General features: G+C 61.1%; 19 protein-coding genes and 1 pseudogene. 4 read left to right on the top strand and 16 right to left on the bottom strand.

Annotation, left to right across the window (positions count from 1 at the left end):
* The 8 genes and pseudogenes from ABI660_RS11185 to ABI660_RS11150 form a co-directional block, all read right to left on the bottom strand.
* Nucleotides 1–881, bottom strand: a pseudogene (locus tag ABI660_RS11185) (thiosulfohydrolase SoxB); the annotation flags it as partial.
* A 106-nt stretch (nucleotides 882–987) separates the two neighbouring features.
* Nucleotides 988–1,632, bottom strand: a complete 645-nt coding sequence (gene soxX / locus ABI660_RS11180; protein WP_348067919.1) for a sulfur oxidation c-type cytochrome SoxX — start codon at nucleotides 1,630–1,632, stop codon at nucleotides 988–990.
* Nucleotides 1,633–1,654: 22 nt separating this feature from the next.
* Nucleotides 1,655–2,452, bottom strand: coding sequence for a sulfur oxidation c-type cytochrome SoxA (gene soxA, locus ABI660_RS11175; RefSeq protein ID WP_348067917.1), 798 nt, complete (start codon nucleotides 2,450–2,452; stop codon nucleotides 1,655–1,657).
* Nucleotides 2,453–2,487: 35 nt separating this feature from the next.
* Nucleotides 2,488–2,799, bottom strand: a complete 312-nt coding sequence (gene soxZ, locus ABI660_RS11170; RefSeq protein WP_348067915.1) for a thiosulfate oxidation carrier complex protein SoxZ — start codon at nucleotides 2,797–2,799, stop codon at nucleotides 2,488–2,490.
* A 151-nt stretch (nucleotides 2,800–2,950) separates the two neighbouring features.
* Complete coding sequence (soxY, locus tag ABI660_RS11165; RefSeq protein ID WP_348067913.1) at nucleotides 2,951–3,418, bottom strand: thiosulfate oxidation carrier protein SoxY; 468 nt, start codon at nucleotides 3,416–3,418, stop codon at nucleotides 2,951–2,953.
* Between the two features lie 87 nt (nucleotides 3,419–3,505).
* On the bottom strand, nucleotides 3,506–4,612 hold the full coding sequence (locus ABI660_RS11160) for a c-type cytochrome (RefSeq protein WP_348067911.1): 1,107 nt from the start codon (nucleotides 4,610–4,612) through the stop codon (nucleotides 3,506–3,508).
* Nucleotides 4,613–4,646: 34 nt separating this feature from the next.
* A complete protein-coding gene (gene soxC / locus ABI660_RS11155) occupies nucleotides 4,647–5,969 on the bottom strand; it encodes a sulfite dehydrogenase (protein WP_348067909.1) in 1,323 nt (440 codons plus the stop codon).
* Nucleotides 5,970–5,987: 18 nt separating this feature from the next.
* Entirely contained in the window at nucleotides 5,988–6,383 is a 396-nt protein-coding gene (locus ABI660_RS11150) for a metalloregulator ArsR/SmtB family transcription factor (RefSeq protein WP_348067907.1), read from the bottom strand.
* A 244-nt stretch (nucleotides 6,384–6,627) separates the two neighbouring features.
* Between ABI660_RS11150 and ABI660_RS11145 the strand changes: the two genes are divergently transcribed.
* Together ABI660_RS11145 and ABI660_RS11140 are read left to right on the top strand one after the other, a co-directional pair.
* Nucleotides 6,628–7,959: a porin family protein gene (locus ABI660_RS11145; RefSeq protein WP_348067905.1), complete on the top strand. Its 1,332-nt coding sequence runs from the start codon at nucleotides 6,628–6,630 to the stop codon at nucleotides 7,957–7,959.
* Between the two features lie 114 nt (nucleotides 7,960–8,073).
* Nucleotides 8,074–9,432, top strand: coding sequence for a FecR family protein (locus ABI660_RS11140; protein WP_348067903.1), 1,359 nt, complete (start codon nucleotides 8,074–8,076; stop codon nucleotides 9,430–9,432).
* Between the two features lie 9 nt (nucleotides 9,433–9,441).
* Here the strand turns inward: ABI660_RS11140 and ABI660_RS11135 are convergent, their stop codons facing one another.
* The gene (locus ABI660_RS11135; RefSeq protein WP_348067901.1) at nucleotides 9,442–10,434 is read right to left on the bottom strand and encodes a glycosyltransferase family 4 protein; all 993 of its coding nucleotides are present in this window, start codon (nucleotides 10,432–10,434) and stop codon (nucleotides 9,442–9,444) included.
* 55 nt (nucleotides 10,435–10,489) lie between these two features.
* Here ABI660_RS11135 and ABI660_RS11130 point away from each other — a divergent pair, with 55 nt between their 5' ends.
* A complete protein-coding gene (locus tag ABI660_RS11130) occupies nucleotides 10,490–12,616 on the top strand; it encodes a tetratricopeptide repeat protein (protein WP_348067899.1) in 2,127 nt (708 codons plus the stop codon).
* Between the two features lie 95 nt (nucleotides 12,617–12,711).
* Here ABI660_RS11130 and ABI660_RS11125 read toward each other — a convergent pair whose 3' ends face one another.
* From ABI660_RS11125 to ABI660_RS11095, 7 genes are all read right to left on the bottom strand, one after another.
* Nucleotides 12,712–14,625 (bottom strand): propionate--CoA ligase, encoded by a 1,914-nt coding sequence (locus ABI660_RS11125; protein ID WP_348067897.1) that lies wholly within the window; start codon nucleotides 14,623–14,625, stop codon nucleotides 12,712–12,714.
* Between the two features lie 26 nt (nucleotides 14,626–14,651).
* Nucleotides 14,652–15,629 (bottom strand): MDR family oxidoreductase, encoded by a 978-nt coding sequence (locus ABI660_RS11120; protein WP_348067895.1) that lies wholly within the window; start codon nucleotides 15,627–15,629, stop codon nucleotides 14,652–14,654.
* Nucleotides 15,630–15,730: 101 nt separating this feature from the next.
* Nucleotides 15,731–16,585 (bottom strand): DMT family transporter, encoded by an 855-nt coding sequence (locus tag ABI660_RS11115; protein ID WP_348067893.1) that lies wholly within the window; start codon nucleotides 16,583–16,585, stop codon nucleotides 15,731–15,733.
* Between the two features lie 185 nt (nucleotides 16,586–16,770).
* Entirely contained in the window at nucleotides 16,771–17,724 is a 954-nt protein-coding gene (locus tag ABI660_RS11110; protein WP_348067891.1) for an MBL fold metallo-hydrolase, read from the bottom strand.
* A gap of 153 nt (nucleotides 17,725–17,877) precedes the next feature.
* Nucleotides 17,878–18,501 (bottom strand): isochorismatase family protein, encoded by a 624-nt coding sequence (locus ABI660_RS11105; protein WP_348067925.1) that lies wholly within the window; start codon nucleotides 18,499–18,501, stop codon nucleotides 17,878–17,880.
* A 128-nt stretch (nucleotides 18,502–18,629) separates the two neighbouring features.
* Nucleotides 18,630–19,115: a DUF2721 domain-containing protein gene (locus ABI660_RS11100; RefSeq protein ID WP_348067889.1), complete on the bottom strand. Its 486-nt coding sequence runs from the start codon at nucleotides 19,113–19,115 to the stop codon at nucleotides 18,630–18,632.
* Between the two features lie 108 nt (nucleotides 19,116–19,223).
* On the bottom strand, nucleotides 19,224–19,961 hold the full coding sequence (locus ABI660_RS11095) for a DNA-formamidopyrimidine glycosylase family protein (RefSeq protein WP_348067887.1): 738 nt from the start codon (nucleotides 19,959–19,961) through the stop codon (nucleotides 19,224–19,226).
* 405 nt (nucleotides 19,962–20,366) lie between these two features.
* Here ABI660_RS11095 and ABI660_RS11090 point away from each other — a divergent pair, with 405 nt between their 5' ends.
* Entirely contained in the window at nucleotides 20,367–21,125 is a 759-nt protein-coding gene (locus ABI660_RS11090) for a glutathione peroxidase (RefSeq protein ID WP_348067885.1), read from the top strand.
* Nucleotides 21,126–21,191: the final 66 nt, after the last annotated feature.

The raw sequence follows: 21,191 nt of genomic DNA, 5'->3' as shown, positions 1-21,191 counted from the left end.
GCGTCGATGCCGGTCACGCGCGAAGCCATTTTGAGGTCCACGTCCATGCCGTTGTGGCTGAGCAGCACCACTGCCTGCGCCCCTTTGGCGCGGGCTTCGTTGACGGTTTCCTGCATCTCGCTTTCACGAATGCCGAAAGTCCAGTTCGGTGTCTGCCAGGCCGGGTTGGCAATCGGCGTATAGGGAAAGGCCTGGCCGACGATGGCCACGGCAACACCATTCATCTCCCTGATGACATAGGGCTTGAACACCGGGTCGCCAAAATCGCTGGTTTTCACGTTTTGCGCAACGAAATCCACCTTGCCGGCGAAGTCTTTCTCGACGATGGTCTTGATGCGCTCTTCCCCATAGGTGAAGTCCCAGTGGCCGGTCATTACATCGACGCCCAGCAATTTGGCGGCGTCGACCATGTCCTGGCCCTGTGTCCACAGTGCGGTGGCACTGCCTTGCCAGGTGTCACCGCCATCGAGCAGCAAGGCGCCGGGCCGGCCGGCCTTGAGCTGGCGGACCAGCGTGGCCAGGTGCGCAAAACCACCCACCTTGCCGTACTGTTGGGCCGCCCGCTCGAAGTTCAGGTAGGTGAAGGCATGGGCCTCGGCCGTGCCGGCTTTCAGGTGGGCTGCCTTGAGCAGGTTTTGCCCGACCAGATGCGGTAGCCGGCCCCTCATACTGCCCACACCGATGTTGACGGAAGGCTCCCGGAAATAAACTGGCATCAGTTGGGCGTGGCAGTCAGTCATGTGCAGCAGATGCACATTGCCGCTGCGCGGCACGTTGTACAAACCCGTCACCTGCGCGGCGCTGGCATCACGCTGCAAAGGGAAACCGGCTGCCAGCGCTGCCGCCATGACACTTGCAAACTCGCGACGGGAAAGATTCATGACGCTGGATATCCTGCCTGTGCAAACAGGCGTTGCTGATTTACTACTATTTTGATAGCTGCCTGCGCCCGCTGGGCAAGGGCTACGGGCATAAAAGACTATTAAATCACTTGTTCACGGGCGATGCCGGGTCCAGCAGAAGCGCCATCACATGGCGCAGCTGGGTTTCATTCAGGATGCCCGCATGGCCAAATCGCGGCATGCCCGAGCAGGCGTTATAAGCCTTGGAATTCCAGAGCTTGCCCCAGGTGTAGTCCACGACGGGTTTGCTGGCCGCAGCTGCCGGGTCGGCAATGCCGCGCAGCTTGCCGTAGTTGTAAAGGCTGGGGCCGATGGAGCCGAAGGAGAGTTCTTCCTTGCTGATCTGGTGGCAGTTGTAGCAGCTGCCGCCGTTGGCTGAACCGGGCTGGTCGGTCCAGGTCATGCCGCGGCCGTTCTGCGCAATTTTTTCGCCCTCTTTCCAGTCGCCCAGAAATTTGCCGTCCGACGGCATCTTGACGGTCTTCAAATTGGCCTCTTCGATGGACTTGGTCAGTTTTTCGTCGAGCGCCGCACCCTGGGCTTCCGAACAGGCCTTATTCGACGCGTCCTGCTCCAGCCAGCTGGTTTTGGCAATGCCCTGGTCACGGAACGAGGACTTGATCACCTTCTGCGTCGCTTCGGTCACCTGTTGCGGCGAAGGACCGGTGGCGCAACCAGCAATCAGCATGCTCAGGGCCAGCATACCGGCCTGCTTGTATGTTTTTTTCATGTCTATGCTTCCTGTTTTCGTCTCAACGTTTGAGGGCCGGTGCCGTGGAAGCGCCGCCTTTGCCATTCACGCCCATGAAGACGCCCAGCGCGATGGTCGCGTCCGAGGCATAGCCTGGAAACGGAAAGCGCTGTTGGCGGTAGCAGTCGTTCAGGCGCCGCTGCATGCCCCAGAGGTCGCCACTGGAAACCCGGTAGGCCGGCCAGGCGCCGAAGCCGTCGCCCGCACCCGGATTCTTGGTCAGATTGGGCAGGTCCTGCAGGCGCACCCGCTTGTTGTCCTCGCCATGGCAGGAAGCGCAGGAGAAGTCATACGGGCCGCCGCGCTGGTAAAACACCTGCTTGCCCACGGCGTACATGAGTTTTTCCTCGGCATGGGCCTGCGGCAGGTTGAACTTCATGCCGCGCGATTCACCGGAAATGTAGGCCACCAGCGACTCCATGTTCTTCTGCTCGCCGCGGCCAAACGGCGTTTTGGCGATGGCATCTGCGCTGAAACCCTGCAAGGTTTCCATGCAGGTCAGCAGGCGCGACTCCAGGTCCTGCACACGGCCGGTGTCGGCGAAGTAGCGCGGCAATTCAACGAAAGCGCCCTTGACGACGCCCGGGCCCTTGCCCAGGTCGCATTGCGCCAGGCTGGCATTTTTCGGGCCACGGGCCTGCTTCCAGAGGGCTTCACCCCTGGCCTCGTACAGCTCGGCGGGGTTGCCGTCGGCCAGCATGGCGCGGTATTCGGCAATGCCCTCGGCCGTGCTTTTTTGCGCTGCTGCCGACAAAGGCAGCAGGCACACGGCCGTCAGACCCAAAAGATTCCATCTCATCGCGTGCTCCTCATAGTTATTAGCTTGTCAACGGTTCAGGAAATCACTGCTTCATCGGTTCGGTTGTCCCCCTTGTTGTCGACCCAGCTGACAGCTACTTTATCGCCGGCTTTGCCGCCCTTGAAGGCAAACTGCATGAAGGGGTTTTTGGACACGGCCGGGCCCCACTGGGCGCTCATCACCGTTTTCCCATTGTGCGTGGCGCTGATGTTCTGGATGAACCAGGCCGGCACGGTTTTGCCGGAGGCGTCCTTGCGCTGGCCACTTTCCATTTCATGGCTGACCAGCACGCGTACGGTGGTTTTATCGCCTTGGGCCTGAGCCCGGATTCTCATTGGATCTGACATGATTTCTTCCTTCAGTTTGTTGATAGCGCCTTTCGGCGCAGCGAGCGGATGTCAGCCTGGGCGCGAGTGGCTGGAAACCGGAACGTACTTCAGGTACGTGAGGATTGCCAGAGGGAACCCGCAACGACGGATCACAGCCGCGCAGTAGCCGTCAGCCACCGCAGCCGCCAAGGGTGACCTTCACTTCCTTCACCGCGTAGAAAAATTTATCCCCCACCTTGGCCAGCGCATAAACGTTCGAGGACTGGCCCATCTTCAGGTTGGTTGAAACGTTGGGGTCGGTGCCCTCGGGAATGTCGAACACCGCTGCCAGCGCATTGGGGTTTTTCTCAACCACCAGCGCCAGTTGCGTGGTACCGGCGATTTTGCTTTGTGCACCTACACGCACCACGCTGCCGTTCTCGGCAATTTCGGGCGCTTGCAGGATCAGGTCCTTGCTTTCGACCGGCGCACCGGTGGCGCCCAGTGCCTTGGCGGCCTCGGCCATGGACTTGCTGTCAAACGCAAGCTTGTTCCAGGCAGGCGCGGTTTGCGCGTGGGCCGGCGCAAGCCCGGCCGAGGCGGCCAGTGTCAGTGCGGTTGCACCTGAACCGGTGGCGAGAAATTGACGACGCTCCATGCTTTGAACTCCTTTGAACATGACTGTGCTTATTAAACTTGAAAACGATTGAACACAAAAAAACGCGAAACAACAATTCCGGCCGGCCTACGGCGAAAAATCCCGCGCCAGCCATTGGGCCAGCTGGGTCGATTCCGCGTCGCTCAACGACTGCGGTGGCATCGGGGTGCTGCCCCATATACCTTGCCCACCTTGCTTGATTTTGCCTGCAAGGTAATTCACCGCGTCAGTGCGGCTCTTATATTTATCCGCCACATCCTTGAAAGCCGGACCGACCAGTTTGCTGTCCATCGCATGGCAGCCCACACAGGCGTTTTTCTGAAGCAGCGGCATGACGGCAGCCCTGGCGGCGCCGGCAGAATTTCGAGGCGAAGCCGCACCCGCTATCTTTTCAGGAGCTACCTGCGCTTGGGTAGCAAGGGCTAAAGCCCTGTTTGGCATGAAAATTTCGGCCGCCGGGCGGCTGGTGTCAGCACCGCGGATGCCGCCCACCACGCGCATCTGTTCAGCCAGCTGGCCATGGGCATTGCGGGCATAGTCCGGCAAGAAGCTTTTCACGATGACCTCTTTGCGGCAGTCGCGCATGCAGGCCGAACCCTGAACATCGGGCTTGGCTGAGCCGCCGAACTCGGGCCCCGGCCACATCGCGTGGGCCGTGGTCGTCCCCCTTCGGTTGGGCAGGCGCTCCTGCACCTCGCGGATATTGGCATCGGACAAGGTGAACTCGGCAGGAACAATGCTGCCCAGGTTCAGGACATAGGCCGTCACTGCATACACCTCGTCGGCGCTCAACGACTTGGGGGCGTTCCATGGCATTGCCCGGTTGATGTAGTCCCACAGGGTGGACAGCGTCGCCATTTTCATCAGCGCCGTGCGTTGCGGCTGGTTGGCGCCGGGCAGGAGGTTGTTCACCCGACCGGTCTTGATGTCTTCAGTTGTGGTGCCGCCAGCTATCGGGGTGAAAATCTCGGACGATTCGCCAAAGCTGCCATGACAGGAGGCACATTTTCCCTCCCAAATCTCTTCCCCCTGGCGCACCGACCCCTGGCCTTTGGGCAGCCCTTTGAAGTCGGGCCGGACGTCGATATCCCAGGCCCTGATTTCTGCCGGCGTGGCCGCGCGGCCTATGCCCGGGTATTTGTCGGCGGTTATTCCCGCGGCATGGGCGATGGATGCGCCCCAGGCCGCGAACATCAAAAAGAAAGCCGGCCAGCCAGTGCGAAAAAGCCTAAAGCTGGACATTCTTGACCTCGCCGTTTTCTCCCAGCGCCCAGGTCTGGATCGCGTTGTTGTGATAGATGCTGCGCGAAGCCCGTACCTTGCGCAGATCGCCATAAGTCGGCTGGACATGGCCGGTTTCATCAATGGCGCGGCTCTGGAAAAAAGCTGGCTTGCCGTCCCAGACAAAGTCGCTGTTGAAACGCGTCAGGCATTTGGACAGCACCGGTCCCTCGAGGCGCGCCGGCTTCCAGTTTCGACCGCCGTCCACGGACACATCGACCCGCCGGATCTTGCCGCGCCCACTCCAGGCCAGGCCGGTGACGCTGTGAAATCCCTTGTCGAGCAGCACCTGGCCGCCGCTTGGCGAGGTGATCACGCTTTTGACTTCCTGGACGCTGGTGTACTGGCGGTGCAGGCCGTCGGGCATCAGGTCCATGTAATGAATGCTTTCGTCCTTGGTCGCATAAGGCATGTCGCCGAGTTCGATACGCCGCAGGTACTTGACCCAGCTGACGCCCTGCACGCCCGGCACGACCAGGCGCAGGGGGTAACCGTTTTCGGGGCGCAGCATCTCTCCGTTCTGCCCATAGGCCACCAGCACTTCGCCGCTCATGATCAGGCTCATAGGGATGGTGCGTGTCATACCCGAACCATCGGCGCCTTCGGCCAGCACAAACCTGGCACGCTTGAAGTCAGCGCCGCACTGCTCCAGGAGCAGGCGCAGCGGCACACCCGTGAATTCACTGCAGCTAAGCATGCCGTGGGTGTACTGCACCGTCGGCACGGCCACATTGCCCCACTCCATGCCGGTGTTGGCGCCGCACTCGATGAAGTGCATGCGGCTGACGCTGGGCAGACGCATGAGCTCATCCATGTTCAACACCATGGGCCGCTTGAGCATGGTGGCGTCTGAACCATTGATCATCAGCCGGTGTTTCGACGGATCGATGTCCCACCAGCCCTGGTGATGCCGCTCGAAATGCAGGCCACTCGGGGTGATGATGCCGAACAGGCCTTGCAGCGGACAAAAGCTCACGCTGGACTGCGGCACTCGCGTCAGGCCCGGGCTTTCGCGGCGCTGCAGGTTTTTTTCCCACTCGCTGGGCAAGCCATACGCACGAGCAGCCACCGGCTGGCCCAGTCCCTTGCTGTGGGCTGGCAAATTGATGATCTCGGGGTCATCCCCCGCCATCACCCGTCCCGTCGCCATGGCACTGGCAGCCGCTGCCACTGCACCGGACAAAAAGCCGCGCCGCCCGGCCCTGACCTCCCGTATCTGGCCGCGACTCAGGAAGTTTTCAGGCGCTCGCCGGATAAAACGATTCAGCATAGGTCGTTCGTAAAAGTTTCAGATGTCATAGCTGTGCGCCTTGGCATGCCGGCCCGGTGACAGGCTTTGTTCGGCAGGAACGGCACCCGGCTCGTCGAGTTCAATCGCGATCTGGGTACAGACGCTCCGGCACAGGGCCACGGCTTTTTCGCTTTGCACGCGGTAAATCACCTGCGTGCCTTCCTTGCGCTTGGCGAGCACGCCGGTGCGAAACAACACACCAAGGTGCTGGGATAAATTGGGCTGGGTGGTGTCAATCTCAGCCAGCAGTTCGTTGACCGATTTCTCGCGCTCGCACAGGGCGCTGAGCACACGCAGACGCATCGGAGTGGCCAGTACCGCGAACAATTCGGCCGCCAGTTCAAAAACCCGGCCCTGCTCGGACTTGGCACCCGCTTGAATCATGTCGTTCATAGGCAGTCTGGATATTCAAATATAAGGAATGACTGATATTAGGCGGCGATGTGCACCCAAAGACACCGGAGATACCCTAGGGCGACAGGCCAAAAGAATGGGGCTGTCGCTTGGCAAACCGTTGATGGGCACAAATTCGCAAACAAGGCAGCACGGCCAGAAATCACCAGAAAAGAGGGTGCTTTTGTCCTACGCCGTGATATAAAACCATTGGCGTCTAGTGGTTGTTACCTGTCCATACCCTATGTTTCTCAAACGGCTTGTTTTTTCAATTTGTGCCGCGTCGGCTTCTGCCTTCCTGATCGCCCCCGCGCACGCCGAAGTTGACGCGCTGGTTCGCGAATCCCTGGCGCTCGTCGAACAAGGGCAGGCACAACAGGCCTTCGACCGGCTTGCCGCTGTGGAGACGGAACGTGCCGGCGACCCGGACTTTGACACCGTGCTTGGCATCGCGGCCAACGACACCGGGCAGTTCACCCGCGCCGTCTTTGCACTGGAGCGCGCCCTGACCGTCCAGCCAGCCAATGCCCGGGCCCGCGCCGAGCTCGGCCGCGCACTCTTTGCACTCAAGGACAACCAGGCCGCTCGCCAGGTCTTGCAGGAAACCAAGCGGGAAAACATTCCGACCGACGTGGCCCGGCGAATAGATGATTTCCTGCTGGCGATCGACCGCAATGAGGAAGCTGCGCGTTCTTCCATCAAAGCCTACATAGAAACCAGTTATGGCTCCGACAGCAACATCAACAGCGGCCCCAGCAATGCCAATGTTGCTGTCCCTGCCCTCGGCGGACTGGTCTTCACTCTCGGCCCCACTGGCGTCAAACTGAAAGACGACTTTTACAGCGTTGGTGCGGGCATCTCAGGCCGCTACGTCATGGAAAACCCCCGCCTGTCTCTGATTGCCAGCGCGGCCGGCAACTACCGCTTCAACCTGGACCACAACGACTTCGATACCAACCAGTTCGACATCACCGCGGGAGCGAGCTATCGGGTCGACAAGGACGAATTCACCGCCGTCGCGCAGGTCGGCACCTATGCGGCCGACAACAACCCGGTGCGCAATCAAAGAGGTGTGGTGGGTGAGTGGACCCACCGTCCGGACGTCGCCAGCCAGTGGAGCACCTACCTGCAGCTGTCCACCCTGCGCTACCCCGGCCAAAGCTTGCGCGATGCCGAGCGCTATGTACTGGGCACCTCCTACGCCACCGTCCTTCACAGCGGGCTGCTGGTCTTCGGCGGTGGCTACTTAGGTGTCGAAGACGAACGCGCTTCCGGCGTGCCGCATCTGGGCCACCGGCTGGTCGGCCTTCGCGCCGGGTTGCAGCAGCCCCTCAATGCAGATATAGACCTGTTTGCCAGCGTGGGGCACGAGAACCGCCGCTACGGCGGACCTGATCCGCTGTTTCTTGTCACCCGCAGTGACCGGCAAAGCACACTGAGCCTGGGCTTGAACTGGGTCCCTGCGGTAACCTGGCGCGTCACGCCGCAACTGTCCTTGTTGAAAACAAGCTCCAACATTGCAATCTCTGACTTCACCAAACGCGTGCTCTCTGTCACGGTTCGCAAGGATTTTTAGAGTTTTCGGCGATGTCGGCACCACGGTGCTCCCTTTTGCAAAACAATAGCCTTCACGATTACCGCCATTTATCAATGCCTGATCAACGTCATATCCGGATGGAAAGAAATCATCATGAAGCACGACTTCCAGCTTAAGAACACCGTCTTGCTGATGGCGCTGGCTGCGGCCTATCCCCTGCAGGCCCACGCCCTGGCCGGCATCGCCCAGTTCACCGCGGGTGAAGTGAGTGTGCGGCAGAGCGATGGCCGCACCATCGCCCTGGCTAAAGGCAGCAACATCGACAGCGGCCAGGCCATCGTGACCGGCAGCAACGGCCGCGCCCAAGTCAAATTCACCGATGGCGGGCTGATTTCCCTGCAGCCCAACACCGAATTCAAGATCGCCAACTATGTCGACCAGAACGATGCCAAGGAAGACCGCTTCCTGGTAGACCTGCTGCGCGGCAGCATGCGCGCCATCACCGGGCTGATCGGCAAACGCAACCGCGACAACTACAAACTGACCACCACCACCGCCACCATCGGCATCCGCGGTTCGGGCTTCAAAGTCGGCTACAACCCCGATGGTTCGCTGAGCATCAGCAGCGAGCTCGACAAGATCGAGGTGTGCAACCAGAGCGGCTGTATCGGGCTGGTGGCCGGCGAATCGGTCAAGGTGGTTGACAGCACCACCCCGCCGGTGCGCACAAGCGAGCAAGCCAAGGTGGGAACGCCAACCACGCAAGAGCAAGAGGATCCCACTGCTGTTGGCGACCAGGTGGGTCCCACCGGCGCAAGCTCAGCAATCGGATCGACGACAACCACTCTTCCAGTCATGCGTACCTTTACGAACATCAAGGTCAACGCGGCGGGCTCGAATGGCACGACTGCGTATAAGGTTTCCACAGCAGCCGGCGCCACCACCGTTTTCAGTGACAACAAGTTGCTCAAACTCGACGACGTCAACGGTGCTGAGGGCAAGTGGGGTGAAACCGGTACACCACAGCCGGAGGCCAATTTCAAGTCCGTGGGCAATGTGACCGATGCCAACTTCATTGGTTGGGGGATGTGGACCACCGGGCAAAGAGACTACCTTGGAACAGTGTTGCTGAACCACGTCCACTATATTGCCGGGCGGCCAACGTCGGCGCCCGAGATTAGTGCCATGTTCAACCCCATTCCATACAATCTGACTTACAACATGGTTGGCAGCACGGCGCCGACCTATGACGGCGCTATCGGTACGCTCAACGGTGCCAGCTTGGTATTGACGTTCGGATCAGCGGCCTACGACTTTTCGGCAACGATCAATACCTCTTTTGCCAATTTTACTGACTCGGCCACAAGTCTCACGGGCTCGTCGTTTACTGGCGTCAATGGTTATATCAAGGGCGACTTGATAGGGTCAGGTGCGGCCTTTGCAGGTCTCACATATAGCAAACCCCTCACCAACGGCCCCGTTACGGGCGCCATTGTTTTCACGAAGCCTTAGCAGGGAAATCTAGTAGCTTGCGCGAACGGCTGCAATGGCCGCTGCGCCATGCAGAAGTTCCGCTTTACGCAACCCGGCTTGAGCCATGGCTTGACGAAGCAGCGGCTGCGTGGCCAGACGGGACAATGCCTCCCAGGCGTCCTCCTGGGACGCGACCAGAAACCCTGACTCTCCCTGGACAATCACCTCAGCATAGCCTCCGTGGATTCCGGCGACCACTGGCAATCCCGACGCCATGGCCTCTGCAACCACCCGACCATACGCCTCCACCGTTGCGCCCGTGCGATAGAAAAAAACATCCAGCGACTGATAAAAGTCGACCACGTGCCGCGCGCCCGCAGGCAAGAGCTCCACACCTTCCACCCCTTGCAGCTGAGGCGCCAGACAGGTGCCGCCCATGATGCGCACACGCCAACCTTTGGCGGCCAACATGCGGTAGAGCAGCGGATCCTGCGGGTGGTGTTTGTCAGGCGCATCCCGGCTGACCCGGCCTACAGTGAGCGGTTCCGTTGACGACGGCTTGCGCAGACGCGCCGCGTGCAGAAAAGGTTGAATATCCATCGGGCTGTAGATGACCTTGCCAGGCAAGCCCGCAGTGAGCCGCAAAGCCTCGGACGCAAAGACGAGTTCAGGTTCCAGCAATGTGGTGTCCCGAAAAATCTCAATGAGGGTAAAAAGGCGCTCGAAGCTCGCCAGATTGCAGTGAAGGACCACCCTTTCAAACTTCCCATACTTAAGCCATGGCGCGGGAGGCACATGCACCCCACCCCATACCAGCACACCTTTGCGCGGAAAATTCCCGGCAAATGGCTGGACAGCCGTCACGGCCTGGGAAGCAAAAACGGGATGCAGAGGAACGACGGACCAGAGCTTGACTGAGCGGGTTGGTCCGAGCAGTCTGGCCAGAGACATCAGCTCAAGCTCGGCCCCGCTAAAAGGGTCGTCGAAGTACCCGGTCAAGTGAATGACTGGCAGGGCTTGGGCGGCAGAAGACGGGTCCATGGTGATGCGTTTTTGGCGAACATTGCTGATCTAGAGTCTGTCACATAATCAAACCATGACTTCATCAGAGGCCCCGGACGCACCGACGGAGCTAACTATTTTCCATGACCAAATGTCGCGCGGCATTGCTGCTCATGAGGCTGGCGATCTGGTTGGCGCACTGACAGCTTTTGAGTCTGCGCTCGCACTGGAACCGGGCAACACCAACGCAGTTTCGGCCTGCGCGACGCTGCTGTCCGCCCTTGCGCGGCCCCACGCAGCATTCAAGCTCCTGCAGCAGGTGGAGCCCGGATTACTGAGCGAAGTAGGTGGCGCCACCAACCTTGCTATTGCCGCCATGGGTAGCGGGCAGTGGCATCAAGCCAAAAATTACATCGCGCGTGCTCTGGCCCTGGACAGCGATGACATTCGGGCGCTGCATCATGCGGGGCAGATGGCCGCACGTGAGGGGCGCTGGGAAGAAGCAATCGATCATGCAACGCGGTGCCAGAGGCAGGCTGCTGAGCATGAAACTGCGTGGACGCAGTTGGCAGACTATCTGATGGGGGCACGCCGTTACGCACAGGCGCTGGCTCACATCCAGGAGGCCTTGAAGCGTTTTCCCGAAAGCCCCCAACTGACCATGCGACATAGTGTTGCTCTCGCGCTGCAGGGAGAGTTCGACGCGGCGGACACTTGTCTGGCAGCGCTTGGGCCCGAGGCCAACGCTGCCCTTCTCGTGTTTTGGTTGCAAGGCGCAGTGCCGGAGCCTGGCCGCGCGCCCGCCGCGTTGCCCAACGCCCGCACGCTTTTTTGCAGACACGCGTTTGGCGCCATGGATGACTGCGACTGGCGCGACCAGGATCGCCTGATTGAGGTGCTTCGTACAGAAATAGGCGGCAAAACAGCTGGCAGTGCCCGCATCGACCTTCGCCGTGTCATGCATAACGGCCTAGTTTTGCCATGGGGTGAAAGCGAGTTGATGCAAGCCTCGGAGCTGATCTGGTCCGCTAGGGCTGCCCTGCCGGGGCAACCCTTGCCGCCTTTTTCGGGAAAACGCGCCCTGCGACCAGACGACGGGCGCATCCACGTCGGCCTTGCTGTTCCAAGTCTGCGCGATGCGGCCACCACCGAATCGCTTGCCGGACAGCTGGCTTTGCACGACCATTCGCGCTTCGCATTTCACATCTACTCCGCCACGCCAGAACCACAAGCAGTGTGGTCTGCACCGCTGTTGCCCCACAGCGTGACGGAGATTGCGCACTTCAGCGATGAAGAAGCGGTGCGACGCATACGCCTGGATCAACTCAATATATGGGTGGAGATGACTTTGGGCAGCCCCGGCTTGCGGCCCTACGTCGCGCATCGCCGTGTGGCACCGGTTCAGATTCAACAACCCCCTTGGCAGCCTCGATCACCTGCCAGCCCTTTTGACTACGACTTGTCCGACAACTTTGTTCATCCCGGAATAGATGCCCATGCGCATGAAGGTGCACTGGTACGGCTGCCCCACACATGCTGGCTTGCACCCATCGCGCAAGTGTCGCCATCACATGCTTTCACCAGGGCGGGCGCCGGTTTGCCTGCGGAGGCCTTGGTGTTGTGCGCCTGGGTACCAGCACTGCGCATAGACCCCCAGAGCTTTAGCCGTTGGATGCGATTGCTGAATGCACTACCTGAAGCTGTGCTGTGGCTGCCGGCCCTCACACTAGCCGCGCAGGCGAACCTGATTCGAGAAGCGCAACACGCAGGTGTTCCCGCCCACCGCCTGATTTTTGCCACGTCCGACACCCGTCAAAACACGTTGGCGCGCATGCCGCTGGCTGATCTGTTTCTGGATCCGCTGCGACTCAATGCCAGCCAAAACCTTGTGGACGCGCTGCGCGCGGGCCTACCCGCCATCACTTGTGCGGGCAAGAACAAGGCGTCGCGGCTGGGCGGTAGTATCGTCCGGGCGGCCGGTTTGCCAGACTGCGTTTTCGAGAATGAAGAGGCTTATCTGGAAGCCGCCATTAGCTTGGGCCGTGACTACGCGCAGTTGACTGGATTGCGCGTCAAACTCCTGAATGCGCGAGACACCGCACCACTGTTCCAATCGAAAGCAAGGGTCAAAGAGCTGGAAGCCGCGTGGGCCTTCATGGCCCATCGGACACGCGCGGGCTTGGCGCCGACGGCATTTGATGTGCCTGAGCATCCGCCCTAGTCACTACGATATTAATAGCAAACTATTCCCATTATTAAAGAGTGAAATGCAGTTTTCGCTCATAGCACCAGATGAACAGTCTCTCCAGAGCCCTCTCAGACCGATTTCACCAGGTCCCGGATCTGCTGCAGCGCCGCCGGGTCGTCCAGCGTCGTCAGGTCGCCAGCATCGCGCCCCTCACACACCGCCTGGATCGCGCGCCGCAGCAGCTTGCCGCTGCGGGTTTTCGGCAGGATGAACACAAACCGCACCCGTGAGGGCCGCGCCAGCGCACCCAGGTCCTGGTCTACGCGTTTCATGATCTCGCCCTCGAGCTTGAGCGCACCTGCGCTGTCGGTCAGCACACTGCCATCCCTGGGCACCACAAAAGCCATGGCCACCTGGCCCTTGAGGTTGTCGGCCACGCCGACAACCGCAACCTCCGCCACACCGGCGTGCCCGGAAATGCTTTCCTCGATCTCGCGCGTGCCCAGGCGGTGGCCGGCCACATTGATCACGTCGTCGGTGCGGCCCAGGATGAAGTAATAACCGTCCTCGTCGCGAATGCCCCAGTCGAAGGTGCTGTAAACCATCTTGCCGGGCACCGTTTTCCAGTAGGTGTTGACGAAGCGTGCATCGTCTTTCCACACGGTCTGCATGAAGCCGGGAGGGGTCGGGCCTTCGATGACCACCACGCCTTTTTCGTTCGGCTGGGTCAGCTCTTCGCCGGTTGATTCATGCAGCAGCTTGACCTTGTAGCCATACATGGGAATGCCCGGGCTGCCGAACTTGCTGGCCTTTTTCTCGACCGCGTTGGCAATTGTCAGAATCGGCCAGCCGCTTTCGGTCTGCCAGTAGTTGTCGATGATGGGGACGTTCAAACCCTCGCTAATCCAGCGTGCCGTCGGCTCGTCCAGCGGTTCGCCGGCCAGGAAGAGCGCACGCAAGCTGGACAGGTCGTATTTCTTCAGCAGCGCCGGATCCTGCTTCTTCAGCACGCGCACCGCTGTTGGCGCGCTGAACATGGCCGTGACTTTGTACTTCTCCACCAGCCGCCACCAAATGCCACCGTCGGGCTCCTTGTCCAGGCCCCGCGTCGGCAGGCCTTCGTACATCAGCGTGGCCATGCCTGCAATCAGCGGGCCATAAATGATGTAGCTGTGGCCCACCACCCAGCCGATGTCGCTGGTGGAGAAATAGGTTTCTCCGGCACGGCCGTCAAAAATGTGTTTCATGCTGGCGGCAAGCGCCACTGCATATCCGCCGGTGTCGCGCTGCACCCCCTTGGGCTTGCCGGTGGTACCGCTGGTGTAAATCGTGTAGCTGATGTCGGTGGACTTCATCCACTCGCAAGGCACCTGGTCGTTCATGTGTTTGGCGCGCAGGTCCGGCCACAGCTGGTCGCGCCCGGCGACCAGTTGCATGGGTGAAAGGCCGCGGTCCGCCAGCAGCACCGCTTGCGGTTTGTGGCTGGAGAGGCGAATCGCTTCATCGAGCAGCGGCTTGTAGGGCACTATTTTTCCACCGCGCGAGCCCGCATCGGCACTCACAATCACTTTGGGCGTCGCGTCTTCGATGCGCGAGGCCAGCGAGCCACTGGCAAAACCGCCGAATACCACGCAGTGAATTGCGCCTATGCGGGCGCAGGCAAGCATCGCAAACGCCGCCTCGGCAATCATGGGCATGTAAATCAGCACACGGTCGCCTTTTTGCACGCCCAGGGCCTTCAGGCTGGCCGCCATGCGCTGCACCTCGGCATGCAGCTCCGCGAAGCTATAGGTTTTTTCAATGCCGGTTTCGGTTGACACATAAATCAGCGCCGCCTGGCCGGCCCGGTCTTTCAGGTGGCGGTCTACCGCGTTGTGGCACAGGTTGGTGGTGCCGCCTTCGAACCAGTGCACAAACGGCGGCTTGTCGTAGTTGCAGACACGCGTGAAAGGCTGCTGCCAGTCAATCAGTCGGGCCTGCTCGGCCCAGAAGGCATCAGGCTGGTCGATCGCCTGGCGATAGAAATCAGCGTAACTTGTCATGCGTTGCCTCCAGTTTTTTCAACAATTCAGATTTTGACCACGATGCGGCCACGGACCTTGCCCGCCATCAAGTCGGCGGCTTTTTCTGCCGCTTGTTCCAGCGGCACCTCTTCGACGATAGCGTCGAGTTTGGCCGGGTCCAGGTCGAGCGCGAGACGGTCCCAAGCCTCTTGCCTGCGCACCTGCGGCGCCATCACGCTGTCGATGCCCGCCAGCGTTACCCCGCGCAGGATAAAAGGCATGACCGTCGCCGGAAAGTCCGCACCCTGCGCGAGGCCGCAGGCTGCCACCACACCGCCGTAACGCGTTTGCGCACAGGCGTTGGCCAGGGTATGCGAGCCGACGGCATCGACCACGCCGGCCCAGCGTTCTTTTTGCAAGGGTTTGCCGGCGGCGGACAGTTCGCTGCGATCCATGATGGACGCGGCACCCAGTTGCTTCAGGTAGGCCTCTTCGCTGGCCTTGCCCGTCGCTGCCACCACCGTGTAGCCCAGTTTGCCCAGCAAGGCGACAGCCACGCTGCCGACGCCACCGGTAGCGCCTGTGACCAGCACCTCGCCGTCGCCCGGCTTCAGCCCGTGCCGCTCCAGCGCCAGTACACACAGCATGGCGGTGTAGCCGGCGGTGCCGATGGCCATGGCCTGCCGCGTGCTGAAGGCCTTGGGTAGCTTGACCAACCAGTCGCCCTGCAGGCTGGCCCGTTCCGCCATCAGACCCCAGCGCGTTTCGCCCAAGCCCCAGCCGTTGTGGACGAATTTGTCACCAGCTTTCCACGCCGCGTGGGTCGATTCGAGGACAAGGCCAGCACCATCGATACCGGCCACCATGGGCCAGCTCCGCACCACGGGGCCTTTATTCGTGATCGCCAGGCCGTCCTTGTAATTCAACGTCGAATACTCGACCTGCGCCAGCACGTCGCCGGTCGGCAATTGGGATTCATCAATGTCCACAAGCGCCGCCGAAAAGCCGGTCTCGGACTTGTTGAGTTGCAGGGCTTTGAACACGTTTGTCTCCGGTTGTTGTTTTAAACTGAATTTATAATTATGAATAATAATCTTGCGGCACACTTACGCCCGACGCGCCGGGAACCAAGCTGCCGCCTCACTTACGGCGGCTCGGGCGGACGCTGCTTCTCCAGAATCACCATCGCGATGCCACCCAGAATGGCCACGGAAGCCAGCACCAGGCGCAGCGTGATCACCTCCCCAAGAAAAGCCACGCCTCCCAAGGCGGCAATCACTGGAACACTCAGCTGCACGGTTGCTGCGCTGCTGGCTTTCAAGGCAGGCAAGGCCGTGTACCAGATGGCATAACCCACGGCAGAGGTCAACGCACCCGACGCCAGCGCATACCCAAAGCCAGCGGCATCCACTGACGCCCGATTCAGCATCAATATGCTCAATGCGGCTGCGAACGGCGCCGCACGCAGAAAATTACCCGCCGTCACCCGCGTCGGGTCGCCCTGCCCTCTGCCGCGCAGGGAATACACACCCCAGGCAACCCCGGAGCCCAGCATCAGCAAGGAACCCGCCAGCGGTGGCGCAGAAAATCCGGGCAGCAGAAGGCCGGCCAAGCCGCCCAGCGCCAGGACAAATCCGAACAGCTGCAGCTTGCGAAACCGCTCGCCTGACCAGACACCATGACCAATCATCGTGGCCTGAACGGCGCCAAACAGCAACAGCGCGCCACTTGCGGCAGACAGGCTCAGGTAGGCAAAAGAAAACCCGGCGGCATAGGCAAACAGCGCCAGGGCCGACAGCCAGTTACCGCCACCCCCGGCCGCGCCGCTTCTTGCGCGTACCACCAGCCAGAGAGTCAATGCGCCCGAAACCAGGCGGATGGTGGTGAAGCTGGCTGCATCCATGCCACTGTCCTTGAGCGCTGCCCGGCACAGCAATGAATTGCCTGCAAACGCCAGCATGGCGAGAAACGTCAGGGCGATCACGCGTTTAGAAACCATGACGCATCTTAGCGATGGGTGGCCTCCATGCCGCCGGGCAAATACCGGGCAAACTATTCTTCGGGCGGTCCGGCTTTTTGCAGGCGTTTGGACAGGCGCTGCATGCATTACCTCCGACAGGCAGCTCGCGTGGCTCACGTTCTGACGGCCTGATCGATGCATGAATGCACCCGCCACCGCTACCGCTACCGCAACGCCTTCCACCACAACACATTCGTCCTCGGCTGACCCAGCGTCAGCACCTCGCCAATCTGCGGCGTCGCCAGGGCAATCTGCTCTTTTTCAATCAAAGCCGCCACCCGGTCCAGCGGGTCGCGCCAGGTGTGGAAGGCCAGGTCGAAGGTGCTGTTGTGCACAAGGTAGAGAACCTTGCCGCGCAGGTCCTTGAAGGCCTGCACGGTTTCTTCGGGCGACATGTGGACCGACGGCCAGTAGTCGTCATAGGCGCCGTTTTCCATCAGGGCAATGTCAAAACCGCCCAGGCGCTCGCCAATCTGCTTGAAGCCCGGAAAGTAGCCGGAGTCACCGCTGTAATAAATGCGTTCGGACCCGCTCTGGATCACCCACGAGGCCCACAGCGTGCTGTTGCGGTCCGACAGCGTGCGGCCCGAGAAATGCTGCGAAGGCGCGGCCGTGAGTTCGACTTCGCCGAACTTGCCTTTTTGCCACCAGTCGAACTCCTCAATGCGGTCCGGCGCCACGCCCATGTCCTGGAGCCGCCTACCCACGCCCAGCGGCACGAAGTAGCGCTGCACCTTGCCCAACAGGTACTTGATTGTGGCGGTGTCGAGGTGGTCGTAGTGGTCGTGCGAAAGAATCAAGCCTTCGACGGGCGGCAGTTCGGTCAGAGGCAGCGGCGGAGGATGAAAGCGCCTGGGCCCAAACCACTGGACCGGCGACGCGCGTTCGCTGAACACCGGATCGATCAGCCAGTACTTGCCGCGCAGCTTGAGAAGATGCGATGAATGGCCCAGCCGGACGATGTGGTTGGCAGCCGGGTCCAGCGCATTCAGCGCGGCCTTGTCGAGCTTGCGCACCGGTATCGGATCCACCGGCACCGTGCCCTGCTTGTTCGCCGTAAGAAAGCGGCTCCAGATCTTCCAGGTGGTCTGGCTTGGCTTGGCATCTGGGTTGTCCATGTTGCGAAAGCTGCATCTCCCGTCCGCCTGGGGCGAAGCGGCCGAACGCGGGTCACACGCGGTCTGACTGAGGGCGCTGCCCGAACCCAGGCAGCCCATACCTGCGACCAGGCAGATCAGAAAGCAACGGGACAAACAGCGCATGGGGTGGCCTTATTTCACCAGACCCAACACGTCCTTGAACGCCGGATGTTCCGCCGTGCCCAGCCATTCAAACGCGACCATCTCGGTGGTCACCAGTTCGGCGCCGGCGCCGGCCAGGCGGTCGAAAGCGGCGTCGCGGTTGCGTTCGGTTCGCGAGCTGCAGGCGTCGGTGACGACCCAGACATCGAACTCTTCTTCGAGCAGGCCCAGCGCTGTCTGCATCAGGCAGACATGCGCTTCGCAGCCGGCGATGACGATGGCACCCCGCCCCTCTTCTTCGGGCGGTGCGGCTTTTTGCAGGTGTTTGGGCAGGCTGCGGGCATTACCCCCGGCGGGCGCCTTGCGGACCGGCGGCCGCAGCCAGTTGCCCAGGCCGTCGACCACCGCGTTGAAATGCATTTTCGCCAGCGTCCTGCCACCGCCCGCTTCAATGGCGGCCTGCAACTCAGGCAGCAGCGGGCCCAGGCCGTCGGGGTTTTGCACCGTGCCCCAGATGGGCACTTGCAGCAGCCTGGCCATGCGCGCCAGCCGCAGCGCATTGGCGACGATCAGTTCGCCCTCAAAAATGGCGGGCATCAGGCGGGCCTGGTAGTCCACCAGCACTAGTTGGGAGTCAGCGGCATCAAGCAACATGAATAAAAAGTCCCGAAAGGTGAAATGAATGGCAGCTGCGGCGACGGCTGGAAAGGTCTTCACCTGCCGCGCATTGCTCCTCTTTGAATAGCTGCTCACGACCGCCCGGTAAGGGCTGGAGCCGTTTTTTATGCATCATCCGGGCTCTGGGGCGCAGCCGGCTGCACCGGCAGTTCGGCAAACTTGAGCAGCCGCGTGGCCAGCAGGGTTTCGGCCAGGAAACACAGCAGGGCCAGCAGAAAGCAGGCCACGCCGGAGAGGAAGCAGACGGTGGCGATCTTCAGGATGGGCAGGTCGCTGGTTTCGCCAAGGAACAGCAGCACGATGGTCAGGCCGATCAGCAGAGCGCAAAACGTCAGCAGGGCCAGGCAGCCATTGACCAGCCAGCCGCGATGCCTGAGCTCGCCCAGCTCCGCGTACATCTTGACGGCTTTGCCCTCCTGGACGCCGCCCGCTTCCAGCTTGTTCTCGAGAAAGCGCGCGCGGTCAATGATGCGTGCCAGCCGGCCGGCCACGGCGGCAATCATGCCGGAAACAGCCGTCAGCAGAAACACCGGCGCCACGGCCAGTTGTATGCCGTGGGTCACCGTGGCAAGGTCAGACGCAAAATTCATCAAAGGGGCTCCAGCTCATCAAGGGGAAGACGGCATTTTGTCATGCGACCGCCGGTTCGGGCCGCAGGTTCAGACGAGGCCGGGCGGCGCCGGCGGCATGGCATTCGGCTACGTGATGTAACGCTTCTGGCAGTTCTCGCAGAAGAAGCTGCGCCTTTTGGTCAGGCCCAGGTGCCCCCTCGACAGCGGAATGACGCAACGCGGGCAGACACTTCGGGTGTGCACCAGCCAGTGCTGCCTCAGCACAAACGCCTTTTTCCAGGCCAGGAACTCGAAGCTGTATTGCAGCGCCTGCGCCACCAGCGCGTGCAGCTTCGGCGTGGGAAGCGCGCCCACGGTCGACAGCGGATGCACCCGGATGCGGAACAGCACTTCGTTCTTGATGATGTTGCCCACGCCCGAAAACACCGTCTGGTCCAGCAGTGCGTCGCACACCAGCATGCCGGGCACGGCTCGCAATTTTTTCCGCGCTGCCGCGGCATCCCATTGATCGGACATGACATCTGCGCTCCAGTCGTAAACCGAGTCAAGTGGCGCCTCGACATACCGCACCGAGCAGGTGTAAAAATTCAATTCGCTGCCGTCTGCAAAACCCAAGCTCAGCCGCGCCGGGCTGTCCTTGCGTTCATTGATCCGGTAGGTGCCGTACATCAGGAAATGGATGCGCAGGGAAAAATCGGCAAACTCGATCAGGAAGTGCTTTCCCCAGCTGCGGATGGCAACAATGCGCTGGCCGGTGAGCCTGGCCTTGTCGATCTTGGTGTTGCCTTCAGCCGTCCGTATGGTTTTGCCGGAAAAACCGGCGGCCAGTTCAACGGCAATCACAAGAGAGGGCCCTTCCGGCATGCGCTTTCCTCGAGGTGCGCCGGGTGAATTCCCGGCGAAGAAGGATGATGCAGCCCCTTCCGGCGTTTTCCTGTCTCCTGCTGTCCCGTCCCTTCGCTCCTCCCGCTCCCGGGTGCTTGCGCACCGCCTCCTACGCGAGTGTCGTCTCTGTCTGACATGCCGGCGGCCAAAGCTGGCTCACACTTCGTGCTCAGCACTCATCCCACGCACCCTTGGTACTGCAACTCGAAAATATCGAAACATGAAAGCGCGTCTTCGCACCCATGGCGGCGTTGCAACCCTTGCGAAGGCGCACAGCCTTCGCTGCGGCTTGCGCCTTGCCCTGGGCGCGAAGCCATCACTTTCATCGTGTCTCGCTACTTCCTGGTTGCAGTACTAGCCGTTGACCACCCAAAGGATTCCCGCATGCTGCCTAACCGAGAGGGACAACGCGTTCCCGACGTCACCTTCAAGATCCGCCGGGACAACCAGTGGGCCGAGGTTTCCAGCGCCGACCTGTTCAAGGGCAAGACGGTGGCCCTGTTTGCACTGCCGGGCGCCTACACGCCAACTTGTTCCTCCGAACACCTGCCCGGCTTCAACCGGCTGGCGCCGGTGTTCAAGTCGCGCGGGGTGGACGACATCATTTGCCTGTCGGTCAACGATGCTTTCGTGATGAATGAATGGGCCGCGGCGCAGGAGGCAGAAAACCTGACGCTGATCCCCGACGGTAACGGCCAGTTTACGAAAGGCATGGGCATGCTGGTCGACAAAAGCGAGCTGGGTTTCGGCCAGCGGTCCTGGCGCTATTCCATGCTGGTCGAAGACGGCATCGTCCGAAAAATGTTCATCGAGCCGGAGAAGGAAGGTGATCCCTTCGAGGTCTCCAATGCCGAAACCCTGCTGCACTTCCTGGACCCGGATGCGCACCCCCCCGAACCGGTGACGATTTTCACCAAGCCCGGCTGCTCGTTCTGTGCGCGCGCCAAGGCCCTGCTCGACGACGCGCTGCTGCCGTACGAAGAAATAGTCATCGGCAAAGGCATCAGCTCGCGCACCCTGCAGGCTGTGGCCGGCGCCGGCACCACGCCGCAGGTGTTTGTTGGCGGGCGAAAGATCGGCGGGCACGAGGCCCTGCAAACCTGGCTGGCCGACCGGGATGTTTCCCTCCTGGCACCCGCCTGATCCGCATTTTTCATTGTGCGACTGCACCCATTTGAGCCTGTGCCACGCGTTGTTCGCGTGCTGCCA

The organism is Polaromonas sp. (assembly GCF_039930745.1).
GTDB lineage: Bacteria > Pseudomonadota > Gammaproteobacteria > Burkholderiales > Burkholderiaceae_C > Polaromonas.
Note: the sequence above shows the minus strand (reverse complement) of the source record. Positions and strands in the feature narration are given on the sequence as shown.

What these genes read in the sequence shown, in the direction of transcription:
- ABI660_RS11160 (WP_348067911.1), bottom strand. Translation starts at nt 4,612, where the DNA reads ATGTTCGCGGCCTGGGGCGCATCCATCGCCCATGCCGCGGGAATAACC.
- soxC (WP_348067909.1), bottom strand. Translation starts at nt 5,969, where the DNA reads ATGCTGAATCGTTTTATCCGGCGAGCGCCTGAAAACTTCCTGAGTCGC.
- ABI660_RS11115 (WP_348067893.1), bottom strand. Translation starts at nt 16,585, where the DNA reads ATGGTTTCTAAACGCGTGATCGCCCTGACGTTTCTCGCCATGCTGGCG.
- ABI660_RS11090 (WP_348067885.1), top strand. Translation starts at nt 20,367, where the DNA reads ATGCTGCCTAACCGAGAGGGACAACGCGTTCCCGACGTCACCTTCAAG.
- ABI660_RS11125 (WP_348067897.1), bottom strand. Translation starts at nt 14,625, where the DNA reads ATGACAAGTTACGCTGATTTCTATCGCCAGGCGATCGACCAGCCTGAT.
- ABI660_RS11130 (WP_348067899.1), top strand. Translation starts at nt 10,490, where the DNA reads ATGACTTCATCAGAGGCCCCGGACGCACCGACGGAGCTAACTATTTTC.
- ABI660_RS11140 (WP_348067903.1), top strand. Translation starts at nt 8,074, where the DNA reads ATGAAGCACGACTTCCAGCTTAAGAACACCGTCTTGCTGATGGCGCTG.
- ABI660_RS11150 (WP_348067907.1), bottom strand. Translation starts at nt 6,383, where the DNA reads ATGAACGACATGATTCAAGCGGGTGCCAAGTCCGAGCAGGGCCGGGTT.
- soxY (WP_348067913.1), bottom strand. Translation starts at nt 3,418, where the DNA reads ATGGAGCGTCGTCAATTTCTCGCCACCGGTTCAGGTGCAACCGCACTG.
- ABI660_RS11095 (WP_348067887.1), bottom strand. Translation starts at nt 19,961, where the DNA reads ATGCCGGAAGGGCCCTCTCTTGTGATTGCCGTTGAACTGGCCGCCGGT.
- ABI660_RS11145 (WP_348067905.1), top strand. Translation starts at nt 6,628, where the DNA reads ATGTTTCTCAAACGGCTTGTTTTTTCAATTTGTGCCGCGTCGGCTTCT.
- ABI660_RS11105 (WP_348067925.1), bottom strand. Translation starts at nt 18,501, where the DNA reads ATGTTGCTTGATGCCGCTGACTCCCAACTAGTGCTGGTGGACTACCAG.
- ABI660_RS11110 (WP_348067891.1), bottom strand. Translation starts at nt 17,724, where the DNA reads ATGGACAACCCAGATGCCAAGCCAAGCCAGACCACCTGGAAGATCTGG.
- soxA (WP_348067917.1), bottom strand. Translation starts at nt 2,452, where the DNA reads ATGAGATGGAATCTTTTGGGTCTGACGGCCGTGTGCCTGCTGCCTTTG.
- ABI660_RS11100 (WP_348067889.1), bottom strand. Translation starts at nt 19,115, where the DNA reads ATGAATTTTGCGTCTGACCTTGCCACGGTGACCCACGGCATACAACTG.
- soxX (WP_348067919.1), bottom strand. Translation starts at nt 1,632, where the DNA reads ATGAAAAAAACATACAAGCAGGCCGGTATGCTGGCCCTGAGCATGCTG.
- ABI660_RS11135 (WP_348067901.1), bottom strand. Translation starts at nt 10,434, where the DNA reads ATGGACCCGTCTTCTGCCGCCCAAGCCCTGCCAGTCATTCACTTGACC.
- soxZ (WP_348067915.1), bottom strand. Translation starts at nt 2,799, where the DNA reads ATGTCAGATCCAATGAGAATCCGGGCTCAGGCCCAAGGCGATAAAACC.